This window comes from Limnoraphis robusta BA-68 BA1, assembly GCF_034932365.1.
Classification (GTDB): Bacteria; Cyanobacteriota; Cyanobacteriia; order Cyanobacteriales; family Microcoleaceae; genus Capilliphycus; species Capilliphycus robustus.
Genome location: NZ_JAYGHR010000082.1, coordinates 31,952 through 55,285, shown reverse-complemented (window position 1 = coordinate 55,285; position 23,334 = coordinate 31,952). Strand labels below are relative to the sequence as shown.

Annotated in this window: 13 protein-coding genes and 1 pseudogene; 9 read left to right on the top strand and 5 right to left on the bottom strand. The window is 41.9% G+C overall.

Going from position 1 to position 23,334, the window contains the following annotated elements; all coding sequences use genetic code 11:
* Nucleotides 1-135: 135 nt before the first annotated feature.
* Nucleotides 136-522 carry a transposase gene (locus VB836_RS24230; RefSeq protein ID WP_323223336.1) on the bottom strand — a complete coding sequence of 129 codons (387 nt, stop codon included), beginning with the start codon at nucleotides 520-522 and terminating at the stop codon, nucleotides 136-138.
* 305 nt (nucleotides 523-827) lie between these two features.
* On the opposite strand from VB836_RS24230, the gene VB836_RS24225 reads away from it, so the two are divergent.
* The 7 genes from VB836_RS24225 to VB836_RS24195 all read left to right on the top strand — a co-directional run bounded on the left by VB836_RS24225 (nucleotide 828) and on the right by VB836_RS24195 (nucleotide 16,462).
* Nucleotides 828-1,028, top strand: coding sequence for a hypothetical protein (locus VB836_RS24225; protein WP_323223309.1), 201 nt, complete (start codon nucleotides 828-830; stop codon nucleotides 1,026-1,028).
* A 456-nt stretch (nucleotides 1,029-1,484) separates the two neighbouring features.
* The gene (locus VB836_RS24220) at nucleotides 1,485-2,000 is read left to right on the top strand and encodes a hypothetical protein (protein WP_046277385.1); all 516 of its coding nucleotides are present in this window, start codon (nucleotides 1,485-1,487) and stop codon (nucleotides 1,998-2,000) included.
* 1,284 nt (nucleotides 2,001-3,284) lie between these two features.
* Nucleotides 3,285-11,477 carry a S8 family serine peptidase gene (locus VB836_RS24215; protein WP_323223306.1) on the top strand — a complete coding sequence of 2,731 codons (8,193 nt, stop codon included), beginning with the start codon at nucleotides 3,285-3,287 and terminating at the stop codon, nucleotides 11,475-11,477.
* A 112-nt stretch (nucleotides 11,478-11,589) separates the two neighbouring features.
* On the top strand, nucleotides 11,590-11,970 hold the full coding sequence (locus VB836_RS24210) for a hypothetical protein (RefSeq protein WP_323223304.1): 381 nt from the start codon (nucleotides 11,590-11,592) through the stop codon (nucleotides 11,968-11,970).
* A gap of 132 nt (nucleotides 11,971-12,102) precedes the next feature.
* Nucleotides 12,103-13,182: a DALR anticodon-binding domain-containing protein gene (locus tag VB836_RS24205; RefSeq protein WP_323223302.1), complete on the top strand. Its 1,080-nt coding sequence runs from the start codon at nucleotides 12,103-12,105 to the stop codon at nucleotides 13,180-13,182.
* A 193-nt stretch (nucleotides 13,183-13,375) separates the two neighbouring features.
* Entirely contained in the window at nucleotides 13,376-14,887 is a 1,512-nt protein-coding gene (locus VB836_RS24200; RefSeq protein ID WP_323223300.1) for a hypothetical protein, read from the top strand.
* Nucleotides 14,888-14,911: 24 nt separating this feature from the next.
* Nucleotides 14,912-16,462, top strand: a complete 1,551-nt coding sequence (locus tag VB836_RS24195) for an efflux RND transporter periplasmic adaptor subunit (RefSeq protein WP_323223298.1) — start codon at nucleotides 14,912-14,914, stop codon at nucleotides 16,460-16,462.
* Nucleotides 16,463-16,833: 371 nt separating this feature from the next.
* Here the strand turns inward: VB836_RS24195 and VB836_RS24190 are convergent.
* From VB836_RS24190 to VB836_RS24180, 3 genes and pseudogenes are all read right to left on the bottom strand, one after another.
* Nucleotides 16,834-17,886: pseudogene (locus VB836_RS24190) on the bottom strand (ISL3 family transposase); the annotation flags it as partial.
* Between the two features lie 71 nt (nucleotides 17,887-17,957).
* Entirely contained in the window at nucleotides 17,958-18,155 is a 198-nt protein-coding gene (locus VB836_RS24185; protein WP_046277379.1) for a hypothetical protein, read from the bottom strand.
* Nucleotides 18,156-18,655: 500 nt separating this feature from the next.
* Entirely contained in the window at nucleotides 18,656-19,204 is a 549-nt protein-coding gene (locus VB836_RS24180; RefSeq protein ID WP_323223296.1) for a hypothetical protein, read from the bottom strand.
* 281 nt (nucleotides 19,205-19,485) lie between these two features.
* Here VB836_RS24180 and VB836_RS24175 point away from each other — a divergent pair, with 281 nt between their 5' ends.
* Nucleotides 19,486-19,806 carry a DUF6932 family protein gene (locus tag VB836_RS24175; protein ID WP_407659747.1) on the top strand — a complete coding sequence of 107 codons (321 nt, stop codon included), beginning with the start codon at nucleotides 19,486-19,488 and terminating at the stop codon, nucleotides 19,804-19,806.
* Between the two features lie 346 nt (nucleotides 19,807-20,152).
* Here the strand turns inward: VB836_RS24175 and VB836_RS24170 are convergent, their stop codons facing one another.
* Nucleotides 20,153-20,962, bottom strand: a complete 810-nt coding sequence (locus VB836_RS24170) for a GUN4 domain-containing protein (protein WP_323223294.1) — start codon at nucleotides 20,960-20,962, stop codon at nucleotides 20,153-20,155.
* A 275-nt stretch (nucleotides 20,963-21,237) separates the two neighbouring features.
* Between VB836_RS24170 and VB836_RS24165 the strand changes: the two genes are divergently transcribed.
* Nucleotides 21,238-23,307 (top strand): serine/threonine-protein kinase, encoded by a 2,070-nt coding sequence (locus tag VB836_RS24165; protein WP_323223292.1) that lies wholly within the window; start codon nucleotides 21,238-21,240, stop codon nucleotides 23,305-23,307.
* Nucleotides 23,308-23,334: the final 27 nt, after the last annotated feature.

The following is a 23,334-nucleotide window of genomic DNA, read 5'->3' as shown; positions in this document are numbered from 1 at the left end:
AATATTAACTGAATTTACTTCCAGTTCCTCAGCAAAAAATCATGCTTCGGGGTTGAGAAAATCGGGAAGTCGGGGTCTTGATTCAATACACCCTGCGTAGTTTTCATAAAGTGTTCTGATACCATTTCTAAAAAGTTATGCAACAGTAGCCAGGGCTTCTAAAATGTAATCCCATCCAGTTAAAGATGCTATAATTTCTGGAGAGAAGCCTTCAATTACAGAACGAACTTTATCTTTAAGTTGTTCTAGATCTTGATAAATTTCCCATCTGAGATGCTGTTTAAAATAATGCCATACTCGTTCAATTGGATTCAACTCATGGCTGTAAGGCGGTTGAAAAATAAGTAAAATATTATCAGGTATTTTCAGCTTACTGCCTGCGTGAAAAAGACCATTATCTAGTTGTATAATGTTCTGATAGCTCGGATAGGATTGAGATAAGTGGTCTAAAAATATTTGAAAACAATCTCCATCTAAATGTGAGAACTCCAGGAAGAAACTTTCTCCGCTTTTCGGAGCGATCGCGACCTATATATAATAAGATTTAAAATTCCATTGTACGAAACCTTTAGGTTTGACTCCTAAAGCTGTAATTACTTTACTTTCACGAGTTTTTAAGCAGAGTCTAGTTTCATCTTGACTCGGTTCGCGAGTCATCCGCAAGCACCGCCAATTCATCGGCCGTGAACGGATGAAACCAATATTTTATCCCGTTTTCTGCTGGATTTTTTGTTGTAGACTCCAGCATCGAAAAACATCTTTGGGCAAACCCTATTTAATCCAAACACCAATAGGGCAAAAACCGGACATCGAACGCAGTTGTAGGGATGCCGAATCGTTCATCTATTCCAACACCAAAGGTAGACCGATATTTGGAGGAAAAAACAGCCCGCACTGCGAAACTTGCCCCGAGTATGTTGAACTCCGACCTAGCGATCATCGCCAAACAACTCAATAACTTTGCCTCACAGTTTGACGCTGAATCAGTTGAGCAACGGCAAAAAACTGTTAATGAGATTGAATTCTGACAAGTTCGGACTACTAACAATTACAGTTCGGGGAGGAAACTTATTTCATAGTTTTCAAGAATTTAATATAGAAGACGGACGGGGGGCTTATTTTTCCAACCCCGATAATATTGTTAATATAACGTTTCGTTACATAGTGATAATATTTCCCGCCGACCTACTTAAATCATACAAACTGCACGGTTTCTATCTTATTCGTTATAAAACTTCTATCGACAATTCTCTATATTGACGAAGTAATCAATTTAGGGTGAGAATAGGTTAAGTTCCAAGAAAATTAATTCGGGGGTCGCAACACTTCCCAAACCCGACACATTAAACAAATGAATTGGAGAGGATAACCAATGACACTCTTTACTCACCGAATTCAACAATATGATGCGGAGATTGCCTCGCAAACCGGAAGATTAACGCATTGCAATCCGAGCAGGCTTTCGCTAAGATAAAACGAGAATAATGCGGCAGTGGCCAAACAGCACTAACTCCATAAACGAGCGCGACACTTGGCTTTTAGTTCTCTCCCCAGTTAATCGTGATACCGCACTCAAAATTAAGGAATTGGCGCTCGAAGAATCCTCACCCAGAGCGATTGGCTCCGCCACTGCGCTCCGCGCAATCGCAATAGAACCTCAGCCTCAACTGGAAACCAAAGCGATCGCAACCGCACCCCAACCTCAATCGGAACTCGAAGGAAACACAGCAGAACCCCAACCTCAACCGGATTCCGTTGCGATCGCAATAGAACCTCAGCCTCAATCTAAACCGGAAGCGATCGCAACGGAACCTCAATCGGAATCCTCCAAAGCGATCGCAACCTCACCCCAACCCCAATCGGAACCCAGAGCGATCGCAATAGAACCCCAATCTCAACCGGAACTCGAAGAAAACACAACAGAACCTCAGCCTCAACTCGAACTAGAAGTGATCGCAACCGAATCCGACGCAAACACAGAAGAACTCAGCGATCCATAGTCAGATTCGCGCTCGATGCGAGTCCGTAACCGATGAACCCGCTGCGCGAACCCATTAATCAGTATTGCTCTCGGTGCGGTGACTGGTTAATTATCGGTAGATTTAGGAGACTACCCGACCCTAAAAGTTATCCTGAATCTTCCAAGTCAAATTGAAAAAAGATTCAAGGCTTTTATTTAATACTTTTTTGGGCTTTATATTCAGCAGTCTTTGATATTTGACTCACCGCCGAGTCTTCAGGAGATTCAAGAAACTTACAATCGGGCGATGACAGACTTTCCTGTTTAATAGTTTGTTGAACATACAGAAGTAGGCTTGCTGATGGGGGAGGTTCATGGGTTAATTTGACCTGTTCTGCTGTCCATTAATTTAAAACACAGAGGACAGCGATCGCGTTTCCCATTTTTTAGAGTTTTATAGGTAACGGTACCAGAACCGCTACACATTGGAGATTAGTCAGAATAGAATAAAACCTAGAGTTCCACACATTAAACTTTTGAAAAAAATAATTATGGCAATGCTGCAATAAATAGAGGGTGATGCAGAAACAGCTTGAAAATTATTGAAGCAGATTATCTATGATTTTAATAATGATTCATTAGTCATGCGATCGCTACGGGAAAAGATTGATTCTCTATTCTTCCCCGGAACTGGAAGAACAGGATCATGTAGAAATAGCGGTGGTGAGCGAAGCTGAAGAAACAACGGAACAGAGTGATTAGTTTATCGAAAAAATCAAACGCTACCTAAACAGCAACCCAACATAGATTATAAGGGCGTTTCGTTTTTAAGCATGACGGAACCTAACCCAGAGTCTTAACCATCTTGGCTGTTGCTAGAACTGACAAGAAATAGCTAACGTGATAGCGATCGCTCAATAAAAAGTGATTTGACTTGAACTTTGCTGTCTAGTTTCATCAATCTTCACAACCCCCAAGATTTTCTGTTAATTTGACCTTTCAATTTACTTTTGAAACCGACAGATAAATTGTGTTGAGAATCAACTTGTAAGTTGACTCATCAGTAAATTTACGGAGACGGCGATGCTCTCTGTATTCAGTAAATTTACGGTGATTTTTAAAATTTCATAAAATCCGTAAATATACGGTACTCTTTTCGGAAAATACCTGATTTAATAGAAGCAAGGAATAACTAAAACTTCAGAAAGATTTACCAATAATTATGTTAGAAGACTTAGTTATTTCCTCTAGGTCTTCTAACGTTTTAGGGGTGGTCAGCAACAGGGTTCTACTACAACTCAGCTAAAAGCTGTGCTAACTTTTTATGGGTTTACTTAAAAATTTAATCGGTTTTTCTTCTAGCAAACGTCAACCTGCTTCCGGTTTCCAGTCTCAATCCAAAAAACCTCCATCTCAAGAAACCTTTATCCTAGAATCGATACTGACTCCAAGTGGTTTAGTCGATGGAGGAGATGACAGTCCAGACCCCATTATTATTGAGAGTGAATTACTGGATGAAATAGAAAGCGAACTTGACTCGGAGGTTGAAACCGCATCGGAAGAAGATTTAACCCCCGTCGAAGTTTCCAACCTTGACGAAGTTGATGAAGTTGAAATTCCTTTTATTACCGACCTAGAAGAATTAGACGTTGAAGACAATTCTGAGACTTCCGAGAAAGATTTAGCAGAATCTAATGAAGAAATTACATCCGAAGCCGAATCTTCATCGGAACTTACCGAAAATTCCGACGCTGAAATAACAGAGTCAAGTTTCGACAGCGATTCCGAAATCAATCAAGATTTAGAAGTAGACTCAGAATCTTCATCAGAAGTTGAAGAGAGTTCAACCGAAAATATTACTCAAACGGTATCCTCCTCAGAAAGTTCTTCAAATTCTTCAACTTCAGAAGAATCCGTTGCAACCGCGTCCTCCTCAGAAGAAATGTCTGAAGATTCAACCTTAGAAGAATCTCCAACAGAAGAAATTTCCGACGAGTTAACTTTACACGAAGAATCTGAGACAGAAGATACCGAAACCACTGCTGAAACCTCGGTAGACGAATCAATAGAAGAAACCGAATCATCGACTGATTCTGAAACTGAAGACTCTAACAACACCGATACAGTAAACGAAAACGAAAGCGAAAACGAAACCGATAGCAACGCCGAAATTATCGAAGAAATTGTTAATTCTCCCATTGACTTTAACTTTGACTCCGGTATCTTTACCGTCGGAGAAACCGGGGAAATCGGAATTGATTATTTGTTTGATGGTGGAGGATTTGGTCGGGGTGAACTCGCCATCTTCAGTTTGGAAGGAATGGAGGAATTAGACCTAACTTTAGAAGAGTTTATCAAAGAAGCAGCAAACCGTGCGTTGAGTGATTCTGAACTCGGTCATGTTGTGATTTCCGATGGAAACGAAGGCGCAAAATTTAGCGGAGGATTGGAAGAAACCGATTTTAACCGGGGAGAATATTTAGGGGTAAAAACCTTTAATATGCGTCCGGGGGATAAATTTGCGGTGATGTTGGTTCCCAATGGAAAAGTACAGCAAGTCTTCGATAATCCCAGTGTAGAAGGAACCATTCGACCTTTATTTTCATTGTCAACCGCCAATCCTGAAGATGGTTTTCAACTCGGACAAATTGCGGATGTTACAGGAGATGGAAATACCTTTGTATTTGAAGATTTGCGAGTAGATAATAAAAGTGATCACGATTACAATGATATCATCTTTCAGGTGCGAGGAGCAAGCGGAGAAGCCGTTCATTTAGATGAAGTTATCAATCCGAATAAAGATTGGCGTTCTTCCGATATGGGTCAAGCATTAATTGAATATGCTCAACCTTATATTACACCGGAAGAACCGATTGTTGAAATTGAAAATAATCTATCAGATCTCTTAACTGAGTTTGAAGATTTACTGGATCAGGAAGAATCTGAAACCGAAACTGAAAGCGATGAGGAGGTATCTAATTCTGAAGTTGCAGATACCGAAGTTATTGATGAAACCGTCGAATTTTCTGAGGATGAAGAATCTCAAAATGAATCTACAGAATTAGTAGAATCTACAGAATCCGAGATTGAAGAATCCGAAATTATTGAAATTGAAGAGAACTCAGAAACTTCTGATTCCTCAACAACAGAAGTTATTGAAATTGAAGATAATCTAGAGACTTCTATCGGAGAATCAACCGAACCGGAGTCCGAACAAATTGAAGTAGATGAGAGTTTACAATCGTCTATTATTGAGGAAACTGAAGAATCTGAAGTTGTTGAAATTGAAAATAACTTAGAAACTCCTGTTGTTGAGGAATCATTATCGGAGTTAGAAGAAACCGAAGTTGAGGAAAACTTATCTACTGCTGTTGTAGAGGAAACAGAAAAATCTGAACTTGTTGAAATCGAAGATAGTGGAAATACTCCTATCGTTCAACAAACTGAAGAATCAGAAGTTACCGAAATAGAAAACAATTTAGAGACTTCTATTGTAGAGGAAACTGAAGAATCATTTGTTATCGAAACCGAGGAGAATTCTGAAAGTTCTACTTCCAAAACCGAACTAATAGTTATCGAGGATAGTTCAAAAAATCTAACTGTTGAGGAAACGGATGAGTCGGAAGTTGTTGAAATTGCAGAGAATTCTGAAACTTCTGTTGTAGGGGAAACTGAAGAATTAGAAGTTGTTGAAATTGTAGACAATTCTGAAACCTCTGTTGTTGAGGAGAACTTATCTACTCCTATTGTAGAGGAAGCTGAAGAATCGGTAGTTATCGAAGCTGAGGAAGATTCAGAAAGTTCTACCTCCCAAACTGAACCAACAGTTATCAAGGAGAATTCAGAAAATTCAACTGTTGTAGGGGAAGCTGAAGAATCCGAAGTTGTTGAAATTGTAGACAATTCTGAAACCTCTGTTGTAGAGGAAGTTGAAAACAATTTAGAAATTACCCTCGCCGAAGAATCCGAACAGGAATTAGAAGAAACTGAACTTCAAGAGATTTCAGAAACTTCTTTTGTTCAAGCAATTGAACAGTTAGAAAATGTTGAAATTGAGAAAAATTTAGATAATTCAGGTATTGAGGAAACCGAAGAAACGGAATTAATTGATGTCGATAATAGTTCGGAAAGTTCAGTTTTACCCGTTGATACAACTGAATTTGAAGACGTTGAAAATATTTTATCGGAAGCTCCCCCAACCCCCACAGTTGAATCTCCAACGGTTAATCTGGTTAATCGATTAGAAAAACTGACCTACAATTTACAGAATCAGACCCTTTCGCAAACCCCGGTAAATAGCAATTTAATTCAACAATTAGAACAATTAACCAATCGCTTAATAACCCAAGCCGAAACCAATCCTAACTTTGCTGTCAGTGCCAACACATTACAGTTAATTGAACGACTGGAAACTCAATTAATTACAAAACCCGTTCTTCCCACACCCGTTGAACCCCCTGTACAATTTGAATTTGCTACAGAAAAGCAACCCTTAGTGGGAATAATTGACACGGGTTTTAGCGGGGATAATCCTGATATTGACTATACTCGAATTACCTGGGGAAGCGATAAAGTTGATGGCGATGCTGACCCCACTTTAGCGGCCGGAGAAGGTAACGAACATGGAACTCATGTATTAGGAATTATTGCCGCCCAACAAAATAACGGGATTGGTATTGATGGGATTAATGATAACGCTCTGATTTTGGCGGGACGAGCTATTGGTTCAGGAAAATGGGCTGAATCTTTAGTGGAATTTGTCGATGCGGCTAAAGCATCAGGACAACCGAATGCTGTGGTTAATTTAAGTTTAGATTTAACCCAAATTAATCCCGATGGAAGTGTAACCACTCGTGATGAATTAACTCCGCAAGAACGAGCGGCGATCGCCTATGCTCAAAAACACAATATTATTGTTGTGGTTTCCGCAGGAGATAACCCCGGCACGATGTCAGCTTTGGGTCAATTATCCAAAGAATTTGATAACCTGATTACCGTTGGAGCAGCCGAACGAGTTAATAATGCTGTCGCTGTACCAAAAGCCTACGCCCCTGCGAGTTATTCTGGAAGTGGAGACGCCTTAGATATTGTAGCTGATGGTAATAGTGGCTCAATATCCAGTACAACCGTTGCCACCGCTAAGGTAACGGGTACTATTTCTCAAGTTTGGGCAGCCAATCCCGATCTCAACTATACCCAAGTCATTGATATTATCAAACGTACTGCCACCGATCTCGCCCAACCCAATTGGGACAGTAAGACAGGTGCAGGGTTGCTCAATATCGCTGCGGCTATTACCCTAGCTAAAGCCACTGAACCCCAACTCTACACGGTAAAACCGGGTCAACGCACCATCACCGATAACTTTATTTCTCAAAATCCCACCAATAAACCCCTACCAGGAGATCCCACCCATCCGGCTGCTACTCCTCCCGGAGTCCCTCAAACGGCGGTAGACACAGGCGGAAACAGTGTGGCTGAGGCGGTGCAACTGTTGCCTTCAGGGACTCAGGACATTATCGATCAAGTCAGTCCTATTGATCCCACCGATACCTATCGCCTAGATAGTCGCTATTTACAAGGAACAGAATTTTCCGTATTGTCCGGTGAGTTATCCGTCAGCTATCTCACCCCTTCTGGAGAAGTTTTGGCAACCCAAGTCCTTGGCAAAGGTAGCCATCAGTTGCAATTACCTGCCAATGCAACCGATGAAATCATTCTCAAAATTGACCGACGCAATGAGAGTCCCGCTACCTATATGCTGTATGGGTTTGAAAGTACCGCAACGGAACCCTTTAATATTGGTTTGGAGTTTGATAGTCCCTTGACAACTTCCCAACAACAAATCATGGAAGCAGTAGCTAAAAGCGTTGCATCCTTGATTGGAAAAGGGTTGCCCTCGGCGGTGGTGGATGGAAAGGTGATTGATGACATCAATATCAAGATTTCTACTGCCAATATTGACGGTGCGAGCGGCACCCAAGCGCGGACTAAAATTGATTTCATGCGCTACGGAACTATGTTGCCCGCTCAATCTTTAGTGCAGTTTGATGCAGCGGATATTGCCGAGTTAGAACGTTCTGGGCAGTTGTTCAGTGTGGTGCAGCACGAGTTTTTACACGCTTTGGGCTTTGGGAATCTTTGGGAAGCTAAGGGTTTGGTGGATTATGCGGGTACGCCGCTGGCTCAGTATAACGGTGGCAAGGCGGTTGATGCGTTCAAAGATTTGGGCGGTTTGACTGATGCTATTTCTCTGGAAACTGAGGGTAAAGGTTCGGCTGGTTTCCATTGGAATGAGGCGCTGTTCCAAGATGAGGTGATGACGGCTGATTTAAACTTCAGCGGCAAGGCTGGGAATGGGCCGATTAGCGCTGTCACTATTGCATCTCTGGCTGATTTGGGTTACGAGGTGAATTTGAATGCGGCAACTCCTGATTTTGGGTTGTTTGGCGGAGGGCGGTTTAATGCAGAAGATTTAACGCCTGAGCAGATTGAGGCTTTCCGGCAATTGGCAGAGATTTTTGGCGATGGGAATGAGCCTTCTGAACCTGCTATTTTGCAAGAGGTTGACCCAACTAAAGTAGCGCCGGAGATTTGGGCGCACGCGGAACGGGCACCAAACGGTCAATATTACGATTGGGAGGATTATCTAATTGTTTGGGGTGATACTCTCAGCGAGCTTGCCGAATGGAGAATGGGCAGTGGCTCTGCTAATAATTACTGGTGGATTGCTAACCACAATGGCATTCCCAATCCAGATTATATTCAAGCCGGAAAAGTAATTAAACTTCCAGTTCACCGCCCTAATTACGAGCAACAGCAAGAAGCAGAACGGCAGCGTCGCGAACAAGAATTACGGGAGCGGCAGGAACAAGAAGCACGGGATCGCCAGCAACAAGAAGACCGACTCAGGAACGATCAGGCTGAACAAGAACGACTGCGGCAAGATGAGCAACGCCGTCGGCAAGAAGCAGAAGCCAATCAACGGGCGCTAGAGGAACAGGCTCGGAGACTAGCAGCGGAACAAGAACGCCGCCGTCGGGAACGGGAAGAGTACGAACGGGAGCAGGCGCGGTTGGCGGAACTGCGGCGGCAAGCGGAAATTGCGCGGCAACAAGGTAAGGGAGGATTGGATTGGTATCTTGCCAAGCCTATGCCTGAGTTTGGGCCTGTCGATCCGTTTGAGACATCTTTGACGGGTGAAACTGTTGGAAATTTGGTGCCGGATGATTACTATCGGTTTACTCTGTCTCGCGGTGGTCGGATTACGGCTGAACTGAGAAAGCTTTTGGCTGATGCAGATTTGGTTCTGTACGATGTGCGGAATGAACCTATTGCCTATTCGATGCGGGAGGGAATTACCGATGAGCAAATTATTGCTGATTTGATTCCCGGTACTTATATGCTGCGAGTCAATAGTCCCAAAGGTGTGACGACTGACTACGAGCTAGTTGTTAAGTTCCAGCACAAGCTGTCTCAGATGGAAATTGGGCCTCCTCCGGGTTGGAAAGTTGGTGGTACTTCCAATGGTGGCGGTAGCGGCGGTGGTAATACTTCTCCGGGTGTGGCGTTCGCTGACCCGCGAATTAAACAGATATATAACACTGCTCTGAATCAATTTGAGAGTGCTGAACGAGGAAAAGCTAATGCTCAAATTCGGGATTTAGAAGCTGAGAAACGGCAGTATCAGCAGGAGCTAAACGATCTGCTTGCTCGGATGAATGCTGAGCAACGGAACAAGGTTTATACTGCCCTAGATGGAGTCCGAAATGATGCCTTCCGCTGGCTGGATTCACCGGGTGAAACTAACGTTTTTGATAACTTAGTCAATGGAATTTTCGATCAAATTCCGTCTTGGGTGTACAACGTATGGGGCATTGGAGATGCTCTTCGTATTGCCAAGGATACCGCAAAAGGAGCATTTAATGGTGCGCTGAGTTTGATCAAAGGCAAAGTTAACTCAGCTCGTAATGAAATTAAGAATGCAGTTTCTTGGTTTGTTGAAGCTCTGAAGAATGCCTACAGAACTGGAGGCGAAATCAATAGTGCAATTGAAGGGTTAGCACGGGAATTAAAAGGTAAAATAGACGCTCAAGTCGCAAATATCAATAATGGGATTGATTGGTTAAAGACTGAAGCGATTAAAAACCTTGGCGGTCTTCGCAATGTTGGTATTGGGGGTTGGAATTTCTACGACAATCTAGTTGTTCCCCAAGCCGATAACTTAGCAAACTTGGTTAAGAATGGTGTGGGTGCGATCGCTAATTACTTTAAGGGAACAGTTGATTATGTCAAGCCTCGCGCTCAGAAAACTGTGGCTGATATCGTGTCTGCTCTTTTGGGAGATCAAACAGGTAATCTTTACAACAAGATTAATGGAATTGACCAGCAAATTGCAGCAACTACGAGGGCTGTAGAGGAGAGAATTGTTCAAAAAGCTGTTGAGCTTAAAGTTGATGTTGACAATTGGCTTAACAAACTAGCAAATGACGGCAAGAAGCTTTTAGATACAATTCTCTCTCTGATCAATTCCCCAGGAGGTCAGGTTGGCATAGAAGTTATTAAAGTCGTTCTGGGAATGACTCCTGTTGGGCCAGTTATTGATGCCATAGACACGCTGGCGGCCCTTTGGAAAATTGTCATTGATGGGAAACGGGACCCAGAAACTTATATAGAGTTACTTGGCTCTTTAGCAGGTTGGTTCCCAGGTGTTGGTGATGCTATCAAAGGTGTTGCCAAGATAGCACTTAAGGGGCCGATCGGGGCTCTACTCAAGCAGTTAGGGCCAGAAGTTACCAAACAAATTGCTAAAGTATTCAAGGAAGCCAAGTGGAAAGAAATCCTGCTTGATGTTGTTGAGGGTATTGGTGAAATCTGGGGTAAGTTCGACAGTACAATGGACGAAGCTGCTGGATGGATTCTCGATCTAATGCCTGGAGTCAGACCTGCTTTAGCTGGTGTCGGTGATTTAATCAGAAAGTTCAGTGATGACGCGACCAATGCTGGAGATTCTTTGGATGATATCAGCAAACAGATTGCCAAGAAAATTGATGATACTTCTGAGCAAATTGCGAAAGAAGATAAGAAAGAAGAAGACCCGCCTCTGATGCTTCCTGGGCCTGTCAGGAAGGTTCCACAAGGCTTAACACAAGCACAATATAGCTCCATATCGGCTAAACTTCGGCAGAAAGCAAGTTATCTAAGTGATGATATCCGAATTCATGGAAGTCGTGCTGCTGGTACCGCGACTCCAGACTCAGATATTGATATTGCTGTACGGATGTCACCTGAGCAATACAATCAATTTGTTGAAGAGCGATTTAAGACTCCTAATCCCGGTTCTGCAAACGAAAAAAGCAAGGAGTATGCCTTCACAAAAGGAAAAATTGCTGCTGGGAAAGCAGGTCTTCGACAGTTACGAAATGAACTGGAACAAGAACTAGGCATGAAAGTCGATCTTTCTGTGATTAAAATAGGTGGTAATTTTGATGATGGACCTTGGATTGCTCTTGAATAAAGTCATTCCAATCTTTATCATTAGTTTCTGAAAATGCAAGCTGTCTTAAGTGTTTGACATTCAAAACAGCTTGCAAAAAATCAAGACATAAAAATTTGGAGATCAAACCAAAATGAATACTTGTGAAAGCCTCTATTGCCAGATTTTTCTAAACACTGAGTTGAAGAAAAGTGACATTATAAAGGGATTGGAAAACCTATTAAACACAAAGTCAATCGGAAATGTTATTGCTTTAGAAAGCGTAGAAATTGAGCTAAGAGACAATGAAAGATTTGAGCAAAAATTATGTAAGGAAGCTACCAATCGATTTTTATACTTTCCTTACTATATCGAAGTCGATCCTTTTCCTGAACAAACTCAAGAAAATCAGATTAACTTAGTATCTAAAATCCTTGAATACTCTTGGTCATCTGGATTTGAAGTCGTTGCATCATGTAATTATGAAGAACTGTTGCCCAATTCTGGTGGGTATAAGAAGCAAAAACTTACATAACGCGATTGCCTCTTATTGAAGTTCTTTGTCAGTCGATAGTTATCGAACAATTAGCCAAACAATCCTTAGCACTGATTTCGTAATCAGTTAAGAAACTAAGGCATCAAATACCATCCCTAGTTAAAGAGTGAAATGATGATGACATTATCCCAAAAATCGGCTAAAACTTGGTTGAGCATTCCCGAATATCCTTTAGAAGCTATTCCTTCCTCAGCTTATATTCGTTGCTCCCTGACAACGACTGTTAAAAATATCCTAGAAAAATGCCACAATTCGGTTAGCACAGAAAGTGCAAATAATCAAGAAACTTTACCTGATATTGAACTCTTTTTTAACTCAATTCAAACCAGCAAGCAAGTTTACAAAGCCTCCCTTTCCCGTCAACTAGCCGCCGACTTACCCCCGGACATTGAACAAACCTCCCTCAAAGACGAACCCAAAGACTGGTTTATCAAAACCGCCGACTTTGGCGACGACTGCGATCGCGTTCTCCAACACCGCGACGGCGAATACACCCAACTTCTAGAAGACATCGCCCGCTACCATCAAATATTCCAACAAGGCTATGACAAAATCATCCTCATCCGTCCCACTACTTACACCGGTTACGACATCCAACTCACCGCAGCCATGCAATGCTTGGGCTACACCAAAGAGCAATTTCAATTCATCATCGTTCAACCCCTCAAACTCTACGCCTTCCATAAACCCACCCAGCAAATCCATCCCATCTCTGACCTTCCCCCCAAGGAATTGATCAAAGCTATCGGAATGGATGCCTTACGTTGGCACAGTTTCAGCACTCCTCTGACGAAAGTTGCCCCGATTAATCTGAGTACCGTGGGTCAACTCCAGTCCAACGATACTTTTGCTCTTGTCCAGTTCATCTATCAGCGTTGCTTGACTCTAGTCCGACAGGGTAAAGATGAAGGAATCAATCCAAGTATGAATTGGGACGACCTGAAAAATTTAACTTGGGAATCAACCCATGCTGTCAAATTACTGGACTTAGTAGAAGCTACGCCTCAAATCTTGACAGAAAGTAGTCGCGAACTAGCTCCCCATCTGATTTGTTCTCATCTGGAAAACTTCAGTCAACTCTGTCAACCCTGGCTTGAAGGTTTGAGTTTGACTCCTCAGAATTTTCAACTCCTGTCCACAATTGAACAGACCATGTTGGAGTTATTGAAAATATTGGGCATCCAAAGATAAACGCTGAAAATAAACGTAGGGGCGTATTGCTTAGGCCAAGATTACATATTTTTTTCCCAAAGCTATAAACCCTAAAACCTCCGTATTTTTACGGAAACCGAAAATTATTGAGTTGAAAAAATCGTTAATATTACGGATTGATTAATCCCTAGACTTCCGAATAAAATAAACATAAGGCATCTACTCATCAACCATGAAATCAAACAGCCAAAGGGTTCAGTCCGATGATTCTGACTGGATATTACCTGACTTAACGCCTTATTGGAAATTGACCCAACCGAAAGCCTCTCTCTCGGTTCTACTCAAATCTAAATCTTATTCTATTTCTCATCAATTTACCCCCGAAGAAGGTTTTGTACTGCGGTATTTTACCGGAAACTTTACAATTGCACAGGTTCAAAAAGCTTGTCAAAATCAAATTACTCATCTCCCTGAAGATTTTGTCTTCAATCTTTTACAAAAACTCATTGAACAGCAAATCTTAGCTTGGGAAAATGAGGAAGAATATCCCAATAACTCAACTTTAAAAAAGGAGGTAAATGAAAAAGAATATCCCCCCCAACCCCCCTTAAAAAAGGGGGAGAATGAAGAAAAAATCTTACTCAAACTCAAAGACTGCGTTCACTGGATAGAACATCCTGAAGGATATTGGATACTTCGCAACCCTGAAGATGTTAAATTTCTGCAAGTTGGACAACAAGATAAAACCATTATAGACCAACTCAAATATCAATCCCTTTCTGTTGTCGCTGCGAAATTTTGTGTTTCTCAAACTCACATTAAACTCCTACTGCAAAAACTCACGGTAACTGCAATGTTGGAGGGAACTACACCCCCAAAACCTCCCAAACGCAAGTTCAACCCCATGCAGTTATTATTCTTTCGTATTCCCCTGTTTAACCCCGACAAATGGTTAAGCCAACATATCGATAAACTGCGATGGATATGGACTCAACCTGTTGGGTTTCTACTCACAATATTTATCATAACTTCCGCCACTATTGGCTATTCTCAAAAAAATGAAATTCTCTACACGGGACAACAACTGTTAAGTAATGCGGGGGGTTCCCTATTGGTTCCTTTTGGACTGTTAGCAATGGGAGTTGTTACCCTTCACGAACTTGGACACGCTTTCACCCTCAAACAATATGGCGGTATTGTACCCGAAATTGGGTTGTTAATTATGATGTTCATGCCTGCCGCTTATACTAATACCACAGATAGTTACTGTTTAGTCAAACGCCGTCAACGGGTTTTGGTAATAGCAGCCGGGGTCTTAGTACAGTTTACCATTGCAGCGATCGCATTGTTGTTGTGGAATTGGTCAAACCCCAGCAGTTGGCTACATTTAACCAGTTATCTGTTAATGACAGCAGCTTTATTTACCGTCGCTTTAAACCTCAACCCTTTAGCGCGTTTTGATGGCTATTATCTGGCTTCTGCAATAACCGGAATTAATAACCTTAGAAGTCGCTCTTTCAAATTATACCAAAACTTATTCACCGGAAAAGCCAATCTAGAAAATCAACAGGATACACTCATTTTAGCCTGTTATGCACCCTTGAGTTTAGCTTACATTTACTTTGTTTTTGGCTTTTTATTTTTGAGAATTACCGATTGGTCATTGACCCATATTCCCACCCTCAGTTTAATTTTACTACTGATTTGGGTAATTTACGCTATTTTACCCTCACCCCAATCTTAATTGTTGTTTATTGGTTAAACTTCCATGAATTCTACCCCGAAAAACTCCTCCCAACCCCGTTTAAAAGTTGTTCCCCCAACGGTTCCCGAACAACCCAAACCCCAAGATAAACCCGTTCAACCTCCCGTTGAACAAACCCCACAGCCCTCTACCTTTCCCAGCCAATGGATCACTTGGGGAGTAGTTTTATTAGGACTCGGTGGAATTGGGATGATTCCTGTTAATCATTCAATTAGTGGTTCTACTATAATTACATCAACTGTTGGAGAACGTCAATCTGTTACCATGCCAGAAGCGGGAACATTAACTCTGTATGTTCGTTCTAACCAAACGGTTAAACCGGGAGATCTTTTAGCCACTGTTTCCAGTTCCAGTTTAGAGAATCAAAAAGCAGCAACCGAACAAAAAATCAGTGAAGCAAAAACGGCAGTTAATGGAGCAGAACAGAAGTTAATTATAGCACAAACTCGCTTAGAAGTTTCCCAAACCTTAGAAGGAATTGCTGTGGAACAAAGAAACCGTAAACAGGAGGAAGTCAATCAAGCTAAACTTTCATCAGGAGTTGCAAGAATTCGAGCCATTCAACAGGAACAAGCGGGAATAGAAAGCGAAATTAAAGGAATAGAAAACGAAATTAAAGGACTGGAAAATGAAAAAGCGGGTTTAGAAAATGAAAGGGTAGGAATTGAAAAGAGTATTGAAAGATTGAAACAGCAGTTAGAAATTGCTGAGTTGGCTTTAGAAAAGCGAGAAGGGTTAGTCTTAGATGGAATTATGGGAGCAGCTTCTCAAGATTTAATTAATTGGCAAATTAAAGTTTCCGAATTAACGAACCAAATTGAACAGCAAGAAAATTCTCTGGAAACTCATCAACAGAAAATTGCTCAAAAACAGAATCAAATTTGGAAAACAGAACAGTTAATTAATCAACGTCAACAACAAATCGGTGCAAAAACAGAGGGAGTGAATGAAATAATTGAAGGGTTAGAGAAACAGTTAGAAGAAGCGGTGAGTTTAGTGGAACAAAAAATAGTTGAACGAATATCGACTCAACGGGAAGTAGAAGCGGTGTTAACAGAAATTGCAGATAAAATATATTTATTATCTCAACAGGAAGGGGAGTTGAAGCGTTTGGAAGGACAGGAGGGAAAATTAAGAATTGAATCAACTGTATTGGGAACCATTACAACTCCTGATTTAGATTTAATCCAGAACCGAACTTTAGAAGCTGGAAAAGAAGTTTTAACTATTGTTAATTTATCTCGTTTAACAGGATTGGTGGAAATTCAACAGGAGGAAATTGATTTAATTCATCAAAATTTACCCGTTATTTTTAAACCTCGCCAAGCAACAGTTCATCAATATCAAGCTAAAATTGAGGATATTCAACCTGTGATTCAGTCAGATCCATCTGGACAAAATTCGGTACTGCAAATCAGAATTACGATTGATAATGATGATCAACAATTGCAACCGGGGTTAGAAGGCGTTGCTCATATTAAAACTCCTTCCTTACGAGTTTATCAGAAAGTATCACGGGAATTTCTGAAGTTATTTCCCTGGTGGAAACTGTAAGATTATGTTGTCAAATTATCGGGTATTATTCTCGCCCGACTTGCTTTGCTTGAATCAAGGTAATAATCGGTTTTCATAAAATCGGCGGTAAGTTCAGAGATGAATCTAGAACAACTTTGATTTATTTGCGAGAGGAAAAATCAATGATACACGATACGGATGTACTGAAATTTGAGAATAAAAACTATTCAGACATTGATTTTGCGTAGAATACTTCTCAACTTCCCCATTGAACCGCCATTGTTAATATCTCCTCAAACAAAGGATCGCCAAAACTCATTAACCGTAATGAGGGAGTTTCATCGAATTGTTGAACGTCAAACGTCACCCGATAAAGTTTATTTTTATAAGAAAGGGTTCTTCGGTACTTATTATGCCGAATTATTACCTAGATGCCAAAATAATAAAGCTCTTTTCTTGAAATTATCAAAATTTATAAACCCAAACCCACAACGTTTTAAAACTTTCAATCGATTGTTAATCCCTTCGACAACAGCATTGGTAGTTTTTTGCTCAAAATAACCGATAACTTCGACAAACCATTTTTTGAGAGTGCGGACAAATTTTGGAAAAAATGCCTGAGCCTTGAGCATCCATTCTGTTAGCTTAAGAGTTCCCTCACCTAAATTATTACTCCGGTCAAAGAGCGCTGTAAACTCTTCTTTAAGCTCGTGCATTACTGCCAGCATTGCCGAAGCTTTCTTGAGAGTATCGAGTTTTTCTTTTTGTTCTTCTTTCAAATTCTCTTTTCTTTTTAATAAAATGTACTTACTGCCTTTCAAATTGGTAAATAGTTTTTCCCTTGCTTTGGCTTTCAGAGACTCAGCAATTTTTTTTTTCTCAATTCTTCCTGAATTCAATTCTTGATGTAATAGCTTAGTTACATGAAACCTATCCACAGTGATTACAGCTTGTGGACAAAGCTTTTCTATAATGGTTTTATACATCTTATACATATCCATACTTACTTCTTCTATTTGCTTGAGAATATCTTCTCCCCAAGATGTTAAATATTTTTCCAAGGTTTGAGCTTTTCTTTCTTTAATTAATCCAATTAATTTCCCTGTATCTAAATCAACTAACACTATAATAAACCTGCCTTGTCCCTTGACTAAGGTAATCTCGTCTATGCCTAGCCTCTTCAAAGTCTTCACATTAATTGGGAAAATCTCTTGACTCACTTGATTAATCATTGATTCTACTTCTTCTTCGGTCAAGTTATGCTTCTGAGCTACACTCAGTAAATTACTATTAACAACTTCTTCTGTAACTAATCGGGCGTATCTTTTCGTATACTTTTGTCTTTTCTTGACAAAACTTAATTCTTCGCTGAAGGGTTTTGAACAATATCTACACTTAAATTGCCGTCGATTAACTCTTAAAAAGACTTCGGTTTCTCCCCAGGATAAATCTTTAACTAGATGCCAATGGTTTTGCGGTGCGACCCCCTAAAGGGTTCGTTAGTTGCTTCAAGTCGGGGAACCCGCCCAACGCACTAACTCACCGCGCCACCTGCGGGCGCATGGGAACGCGCACCAAGACGGTGTAGACGATCGCTAACTTTCTGGCAACCTGGACAGCAAGCTATTTTAGAGCTTGCTTCCACCTCTAAAATCAGAGTTTTTTCAATTTCTTTCTTGGATTTGACTATTACTCCGGGCAATTTGAGGATTTTAGTAAGCTCTCGTTTCATACTTACTTATTTGAAAAGTTTGCTAATAGTTTAGCATAACAAGTACCGAAGAACCGATTTTGCTACTGGATTGTACGAACGCTAATAATAAAAAGTTCCATAGTCAGTAAATATCTTACAAAAAACTAGAATATCTCAACATCCTAGTGTGGTACTCGACGTAAATATAAAGTCGGTTTCACAAAGTGCAGCTTTGCAAATCTTTGTAAAATTTTCCCGTGTTTTTGCTCGTATTGATAAGTGATACAAATCGTAACTTTGCCGAAAAGATATTAATTTACGTCTTGTCCCAAAAATTGATAACCACCTTCCAGGAAATCTCTAGATTCCTGGAGATGTTTGAGTAGCAAGCGTGCAATCAACCCCGCGCTAAGGACTGTACCAATTAAACCCTCTGAAAATTGGGAGGCTCAAACCCCTGAAATTTCGGTCGCGCCTGCAACAGCCAGAAAATCCGGTCTTGACTGCGGATCATTTTCATCAATCGACATGAGATTAATTTAACGTTCTGAATAAATCAAATCCCAAGCAGCGACGGTTTTTTCCCCAATTAAACTATTGACAGTTTCTCCACCTTCTAAAATTAATCGAATATCAACATTGCGATTAGGTGAATCCACTAAAGCTTGAGCGAGTTGATCTGTGACGGCAAAGGTATTATTATTACCCTCAAGTTCAAAAACTTGTTCTTCAACTTTAACCCAAAACGTCTTGATCATAGCAGCGGGTTCACATGGCCCTGTAATTAAAACTCGAACAAACTCAGGTGTCCACAAAGTTATCACTTGTCGGGTTCCCTGAGTTCCAAAAACACTAACTTTCCAATAGTTTCGATCAAATACTGCCGGATAACTCCCTTCGTAAGGATCAACCACTTGAACCGCCTCAGACCACGGGACATCATCTGGATCTCGTTCTAATCCAGGAGAGTTGAACTTTGGGAGTTGAGTGGTTTGTTGTTGTGCAACGCTCATATTCTGACTAGAGGGTAAAGCCCAGGCGAGGATGATTCCCATCGTAAGAGCGGATATTCTGTAGACGAAATTCATAATTTAATTACCCAACTTAATAACCTAGAACGGAACTGAACTAAAGTTTATAAAAATAGAGTGGATTGGTTAGAGAGTTATTCCGAGTGAATGGAACATCTAACTTCTCTATCAGTTAAAGATGTCAATTTTACGAGTTTTGAAAAAAATTTTTTGTTGACCTTGCAGCAGTTAGAAAACCATAGACCGCTACAACCCTTAACAGATAAAGATTTCAGCTTCCAAGCGCAGAACAGCAAAGGAAAATGGAGTCCAGGGGAGTTTAACCCCTAACCTTGCGCGTGCAAGGCGGATGCTCTATCCAGCCTGCCATTCAGGTTGAGGTAGAGGGTAAGTGTGATAAAATTGATGCGCGATCGCGGCGCAATTTATACTGTGGATGTGAGGACGTGATTCCGAACTTTGATGAGAATGGAAATCTACCCCCTGGAGTGCATTTTTGTGAGTGGGAGGAGTTTGTAGAGCGATTTGGAACCAATGATCTGAGGTTGCGTTTAATGAGCGGACTGCGAAAGGCAATGGAACAACTTAAAATTGCAGGTTGCCGAACAATTTACCAAAAATTGCCGCACACGCCCCTACCTTCAGGTATGGGGATATAAGGCTCTTTCTAATGCTATAATAACTCTACTGGCAGGGTATTCAACCAGTTGAAAAACCCAGCATCTAATCGATGCAATTAACCTTGAAAACTTAAGGTATGGGGTTCTTGCAAGAAATGCTTTGGCCATATAAAACCTTAAAGCACCAAGTACAGAGAACAAAGCATTTTTTTCTCAAGTACGGTAGGGCATACCGAAACTATCTCTGAAATGGGATGAACGACTGGGGAGACTCACCCCTCTGGAGTAGGTTAGGAAACTAGCTTGCTGTAAGGGTTGTCAATGAATCAGTAATCCAAAGCCGTGAGGCTTGGAGAATCCCCTTTCTTTAGAAATGGGGAGTATGTCAAAACTGACAAGTATCGAGGCGTTCAAACACCTCAAAAACCACCACCCTAGACAAAGAAATACACCACCAAACCACCCACCAAGCAAAGCCAACCGGGAGATGACCTTGAGGCGATCGCAGATCAAAAACGAGGTCATCATAATCTAACCAGTCTCCATCTTTTCGCCAACCCAAACAATCCCCAAAATTAGTTTCAGATGCCAAATCTTGCTGCTTATTGATACTTTCCCAAATGCGCTTTTGTACAGAAAAGCCAAAATGTCCGCGACTGTATTCGAGCCAGAGTTGGTTAATCGTAGAAAGATCAGTACAAGGAAAATCACGAATCGAATAAACGTCAAGATAACCTTCCTGTTCCCGATGAGCAGCGAGTAACATCAATCGAGTTGTTTCCTCATCCGCTTCTCGCCACTGTCGGGCTTCTAAAAGACGAGCAAGAGAGGTGTAATTAATTCCCCGCTCCGAGTTCATCTCTAATAGATTCACGGATTGAATCTGCTGATTTGGGGGAGAAGAAATCAGGATCAAACCCTGATCTGTAGAAGCAGTATTCTGAGTAACTTGAGCCTGTGTTTTTTCTAAGAGTTGTAGCTTTTGCCACATCTTTTTAGCCCAAGCAACTTGCTGGCTTTGTCGCTCAATAAAAGCAGGTGGACAAGCTGTTAAATCCCAACCACACACCGGACAAAATGAAAGAGTTTCCGGTTGATATCCATTTTGACAAACCGGACAAGGATACATCAGATCACAGGGAGTGGGAGCTAGATCAGCGTCACCATCGGGAATCCGAGAAATTTCGTTAGACAACGCCTCGACCTCGCAAAACAGTTGAAGAGTAATCGCTCTTCTATTCTAAATCCCTCGACAGAGCAAACAGTAGTAGTAGGGCAGGTTCTTTACACTCACCAGCGATCAGTTACTCGACTGATCCGGTGTTCCCTGTTCCCTGGTGACTGTTGTATCCATCAGAATCGGCTAATATTCAGGAAACAGAGGGAACAGTTTAACAACTGACCACTAACGAGTGACAAAATAGTTCATCTAAACTTTAGAATTGAAGTGCTTCTCTCTATCGACCTCCTATGCAACCTGCCATCCCACTTGGAACAGTTCTGCAAAATCGCTACCGCTTACTCGATATTTTGGGTCAGGGGGGGTTCGGTCGTACCTATCTCGCAGAAGACCAAGGACGCTTTAACGAACGCTGTGCGCTTAAAGAATTCATTCCCCCAACCACAGAAACCTACGCCTTTGAGAAGTCAAAAGAACTCTTTCGGCGAGAAGCACAGGTTCTCTACCAAATTAAACATCCCCAAATCCCTCAATTTTGTGCAGTCTTCGAGGAAAATCAACGCCTGTTCCTCGTCCAAGACTATGTAGAAGGAAAAACCTATCACACCCTACTCAACGAGCGGAAAAACGCACCTCCAGGCTTTCCAACGACCTTCTCAGAAGTCGAAGTCTTGCAGTTTTTGCGGCAAATCTTACCCATCCTGGATTATATTCACAGCTTAGGGATCATTCATCGAGATATTTCACCCGATAATATTATTTTGCGACAGCGTGACCAAATCCCGGTTTTAATCGATTTCGGGGTCGTCAACGCCTTAGCGACTCAAATTCATTCCGCCCAAGGAACTCTACCGCCTGTCACCCGAGTCGGGAAACTGGGTTATGCTCCCCTCGAACAGTTGCAAACCGGAAAAGTGTCCCCCAGTAGCGATCTCTATGCTTTGGGTGTGACAACCATTGTTCTACTCACGGGTCACGAACCCCATCATCTGCTCGATCAAACTACACTCACTTGGAATTGGCAACAAGCGGTGGTGGTGCGTCCAGCCTTTGCTCAAATTATCAATCGAATGTTGAGTCGTCAACCGGGCGATCGCTATCAGTCGGCTGCGGAACTTGAACGGGCTTTACAAAATCTCGATCCCCCGACTCCTAAAACGGCAGGAACACCCGGAACACCCGCTCCTAATCTATCTGAAATGAAGACGGTGGCGGTGGGACATCTGGCGTCTCTTTCCACTCCGGCGAGTCCTAACGCCAACTCTAATAATAATAATAGTAATAATAGTCCAACCATTCCCACCACTGCGCCTAAATCGTTGTGGGAAAATCCTTGGGTGATTGTCACTACGGGGATGGTGGTTGCACTCCTGACGGGATGGGGATCGGTGGCGTTAATTCGAGGTTTATTAACCGATGATCAGGGCAAATCCGAGCAAACTCCTGAAGTCGTCATTAGTCCCAATCCGACTCTTTCACCCAGACCGACTCGACCAGGATCAACTGTGATTCCCCCTCGAGAACCAATCAGACCCACACCAACTCCTGAAGCAACACCCTCACCCCAACCCACTCCTACAACTGATTCTTCGGGTCGCCGCCTAGATGTTTATCCTGGCGAACCTGTAGTCATCGAAGGGTTATTACAAGGCGGGACAAGGACGAGTTATGTTGTGTCTGCCGAAGCCCAAGAACAACTTTATGTGGTTGTTTCGGGAGATGGGGTGTTATTGAATGTGTATGATCCCGATGAAAATCCGGTTGATTCGGGATCGCAAGAGGTCTCCTCATGGCAGGGAACGGTACCTGTGAGCGGAGATTATACAATTGAGTTACAAACTGTACCCGGACTTGCAGAAACCAGCTACAACTTAGAAGTTCATCTGGTTAATACTCTCCCTCCCCTTCTTCCTGAACCCGAACCGGAACCGACGTTTGAACCGATACCCGAACCGGAACCGACGTTTGAACCGATACCCGAACCGGAACCGACGTTTGAACCGATACCCGAACCGGAACCGACGTTTGAACCGACTCCCCAACCGGAACCGACGTTTAAACCCAATCCCGAACCGAAACCCACCCCGGAACCGACACCCACTCCTGAACCGGAACCTCTACCGGAACCGGAACCTCTACCGGAACCGGAACCTCTACCGGAACCGAAGCCGGAAGAACCTCCTAAATCTTCCCAGGAACCCAAAATCCAACTGGTTCCTAAACCCGAACCCCCAGACGAACAGCAGTCCGAACTTGAACCGACTTTATCTCCTAAACCAACGGTTAAAGAACCGACTTTTTTTCCAGAAATTGAGGAAGAAGCCGGAGAGGAGAATATGAACGATTCAAATACAGGTTAAAAAAAATTTCCTCAACTTCAAAACTTT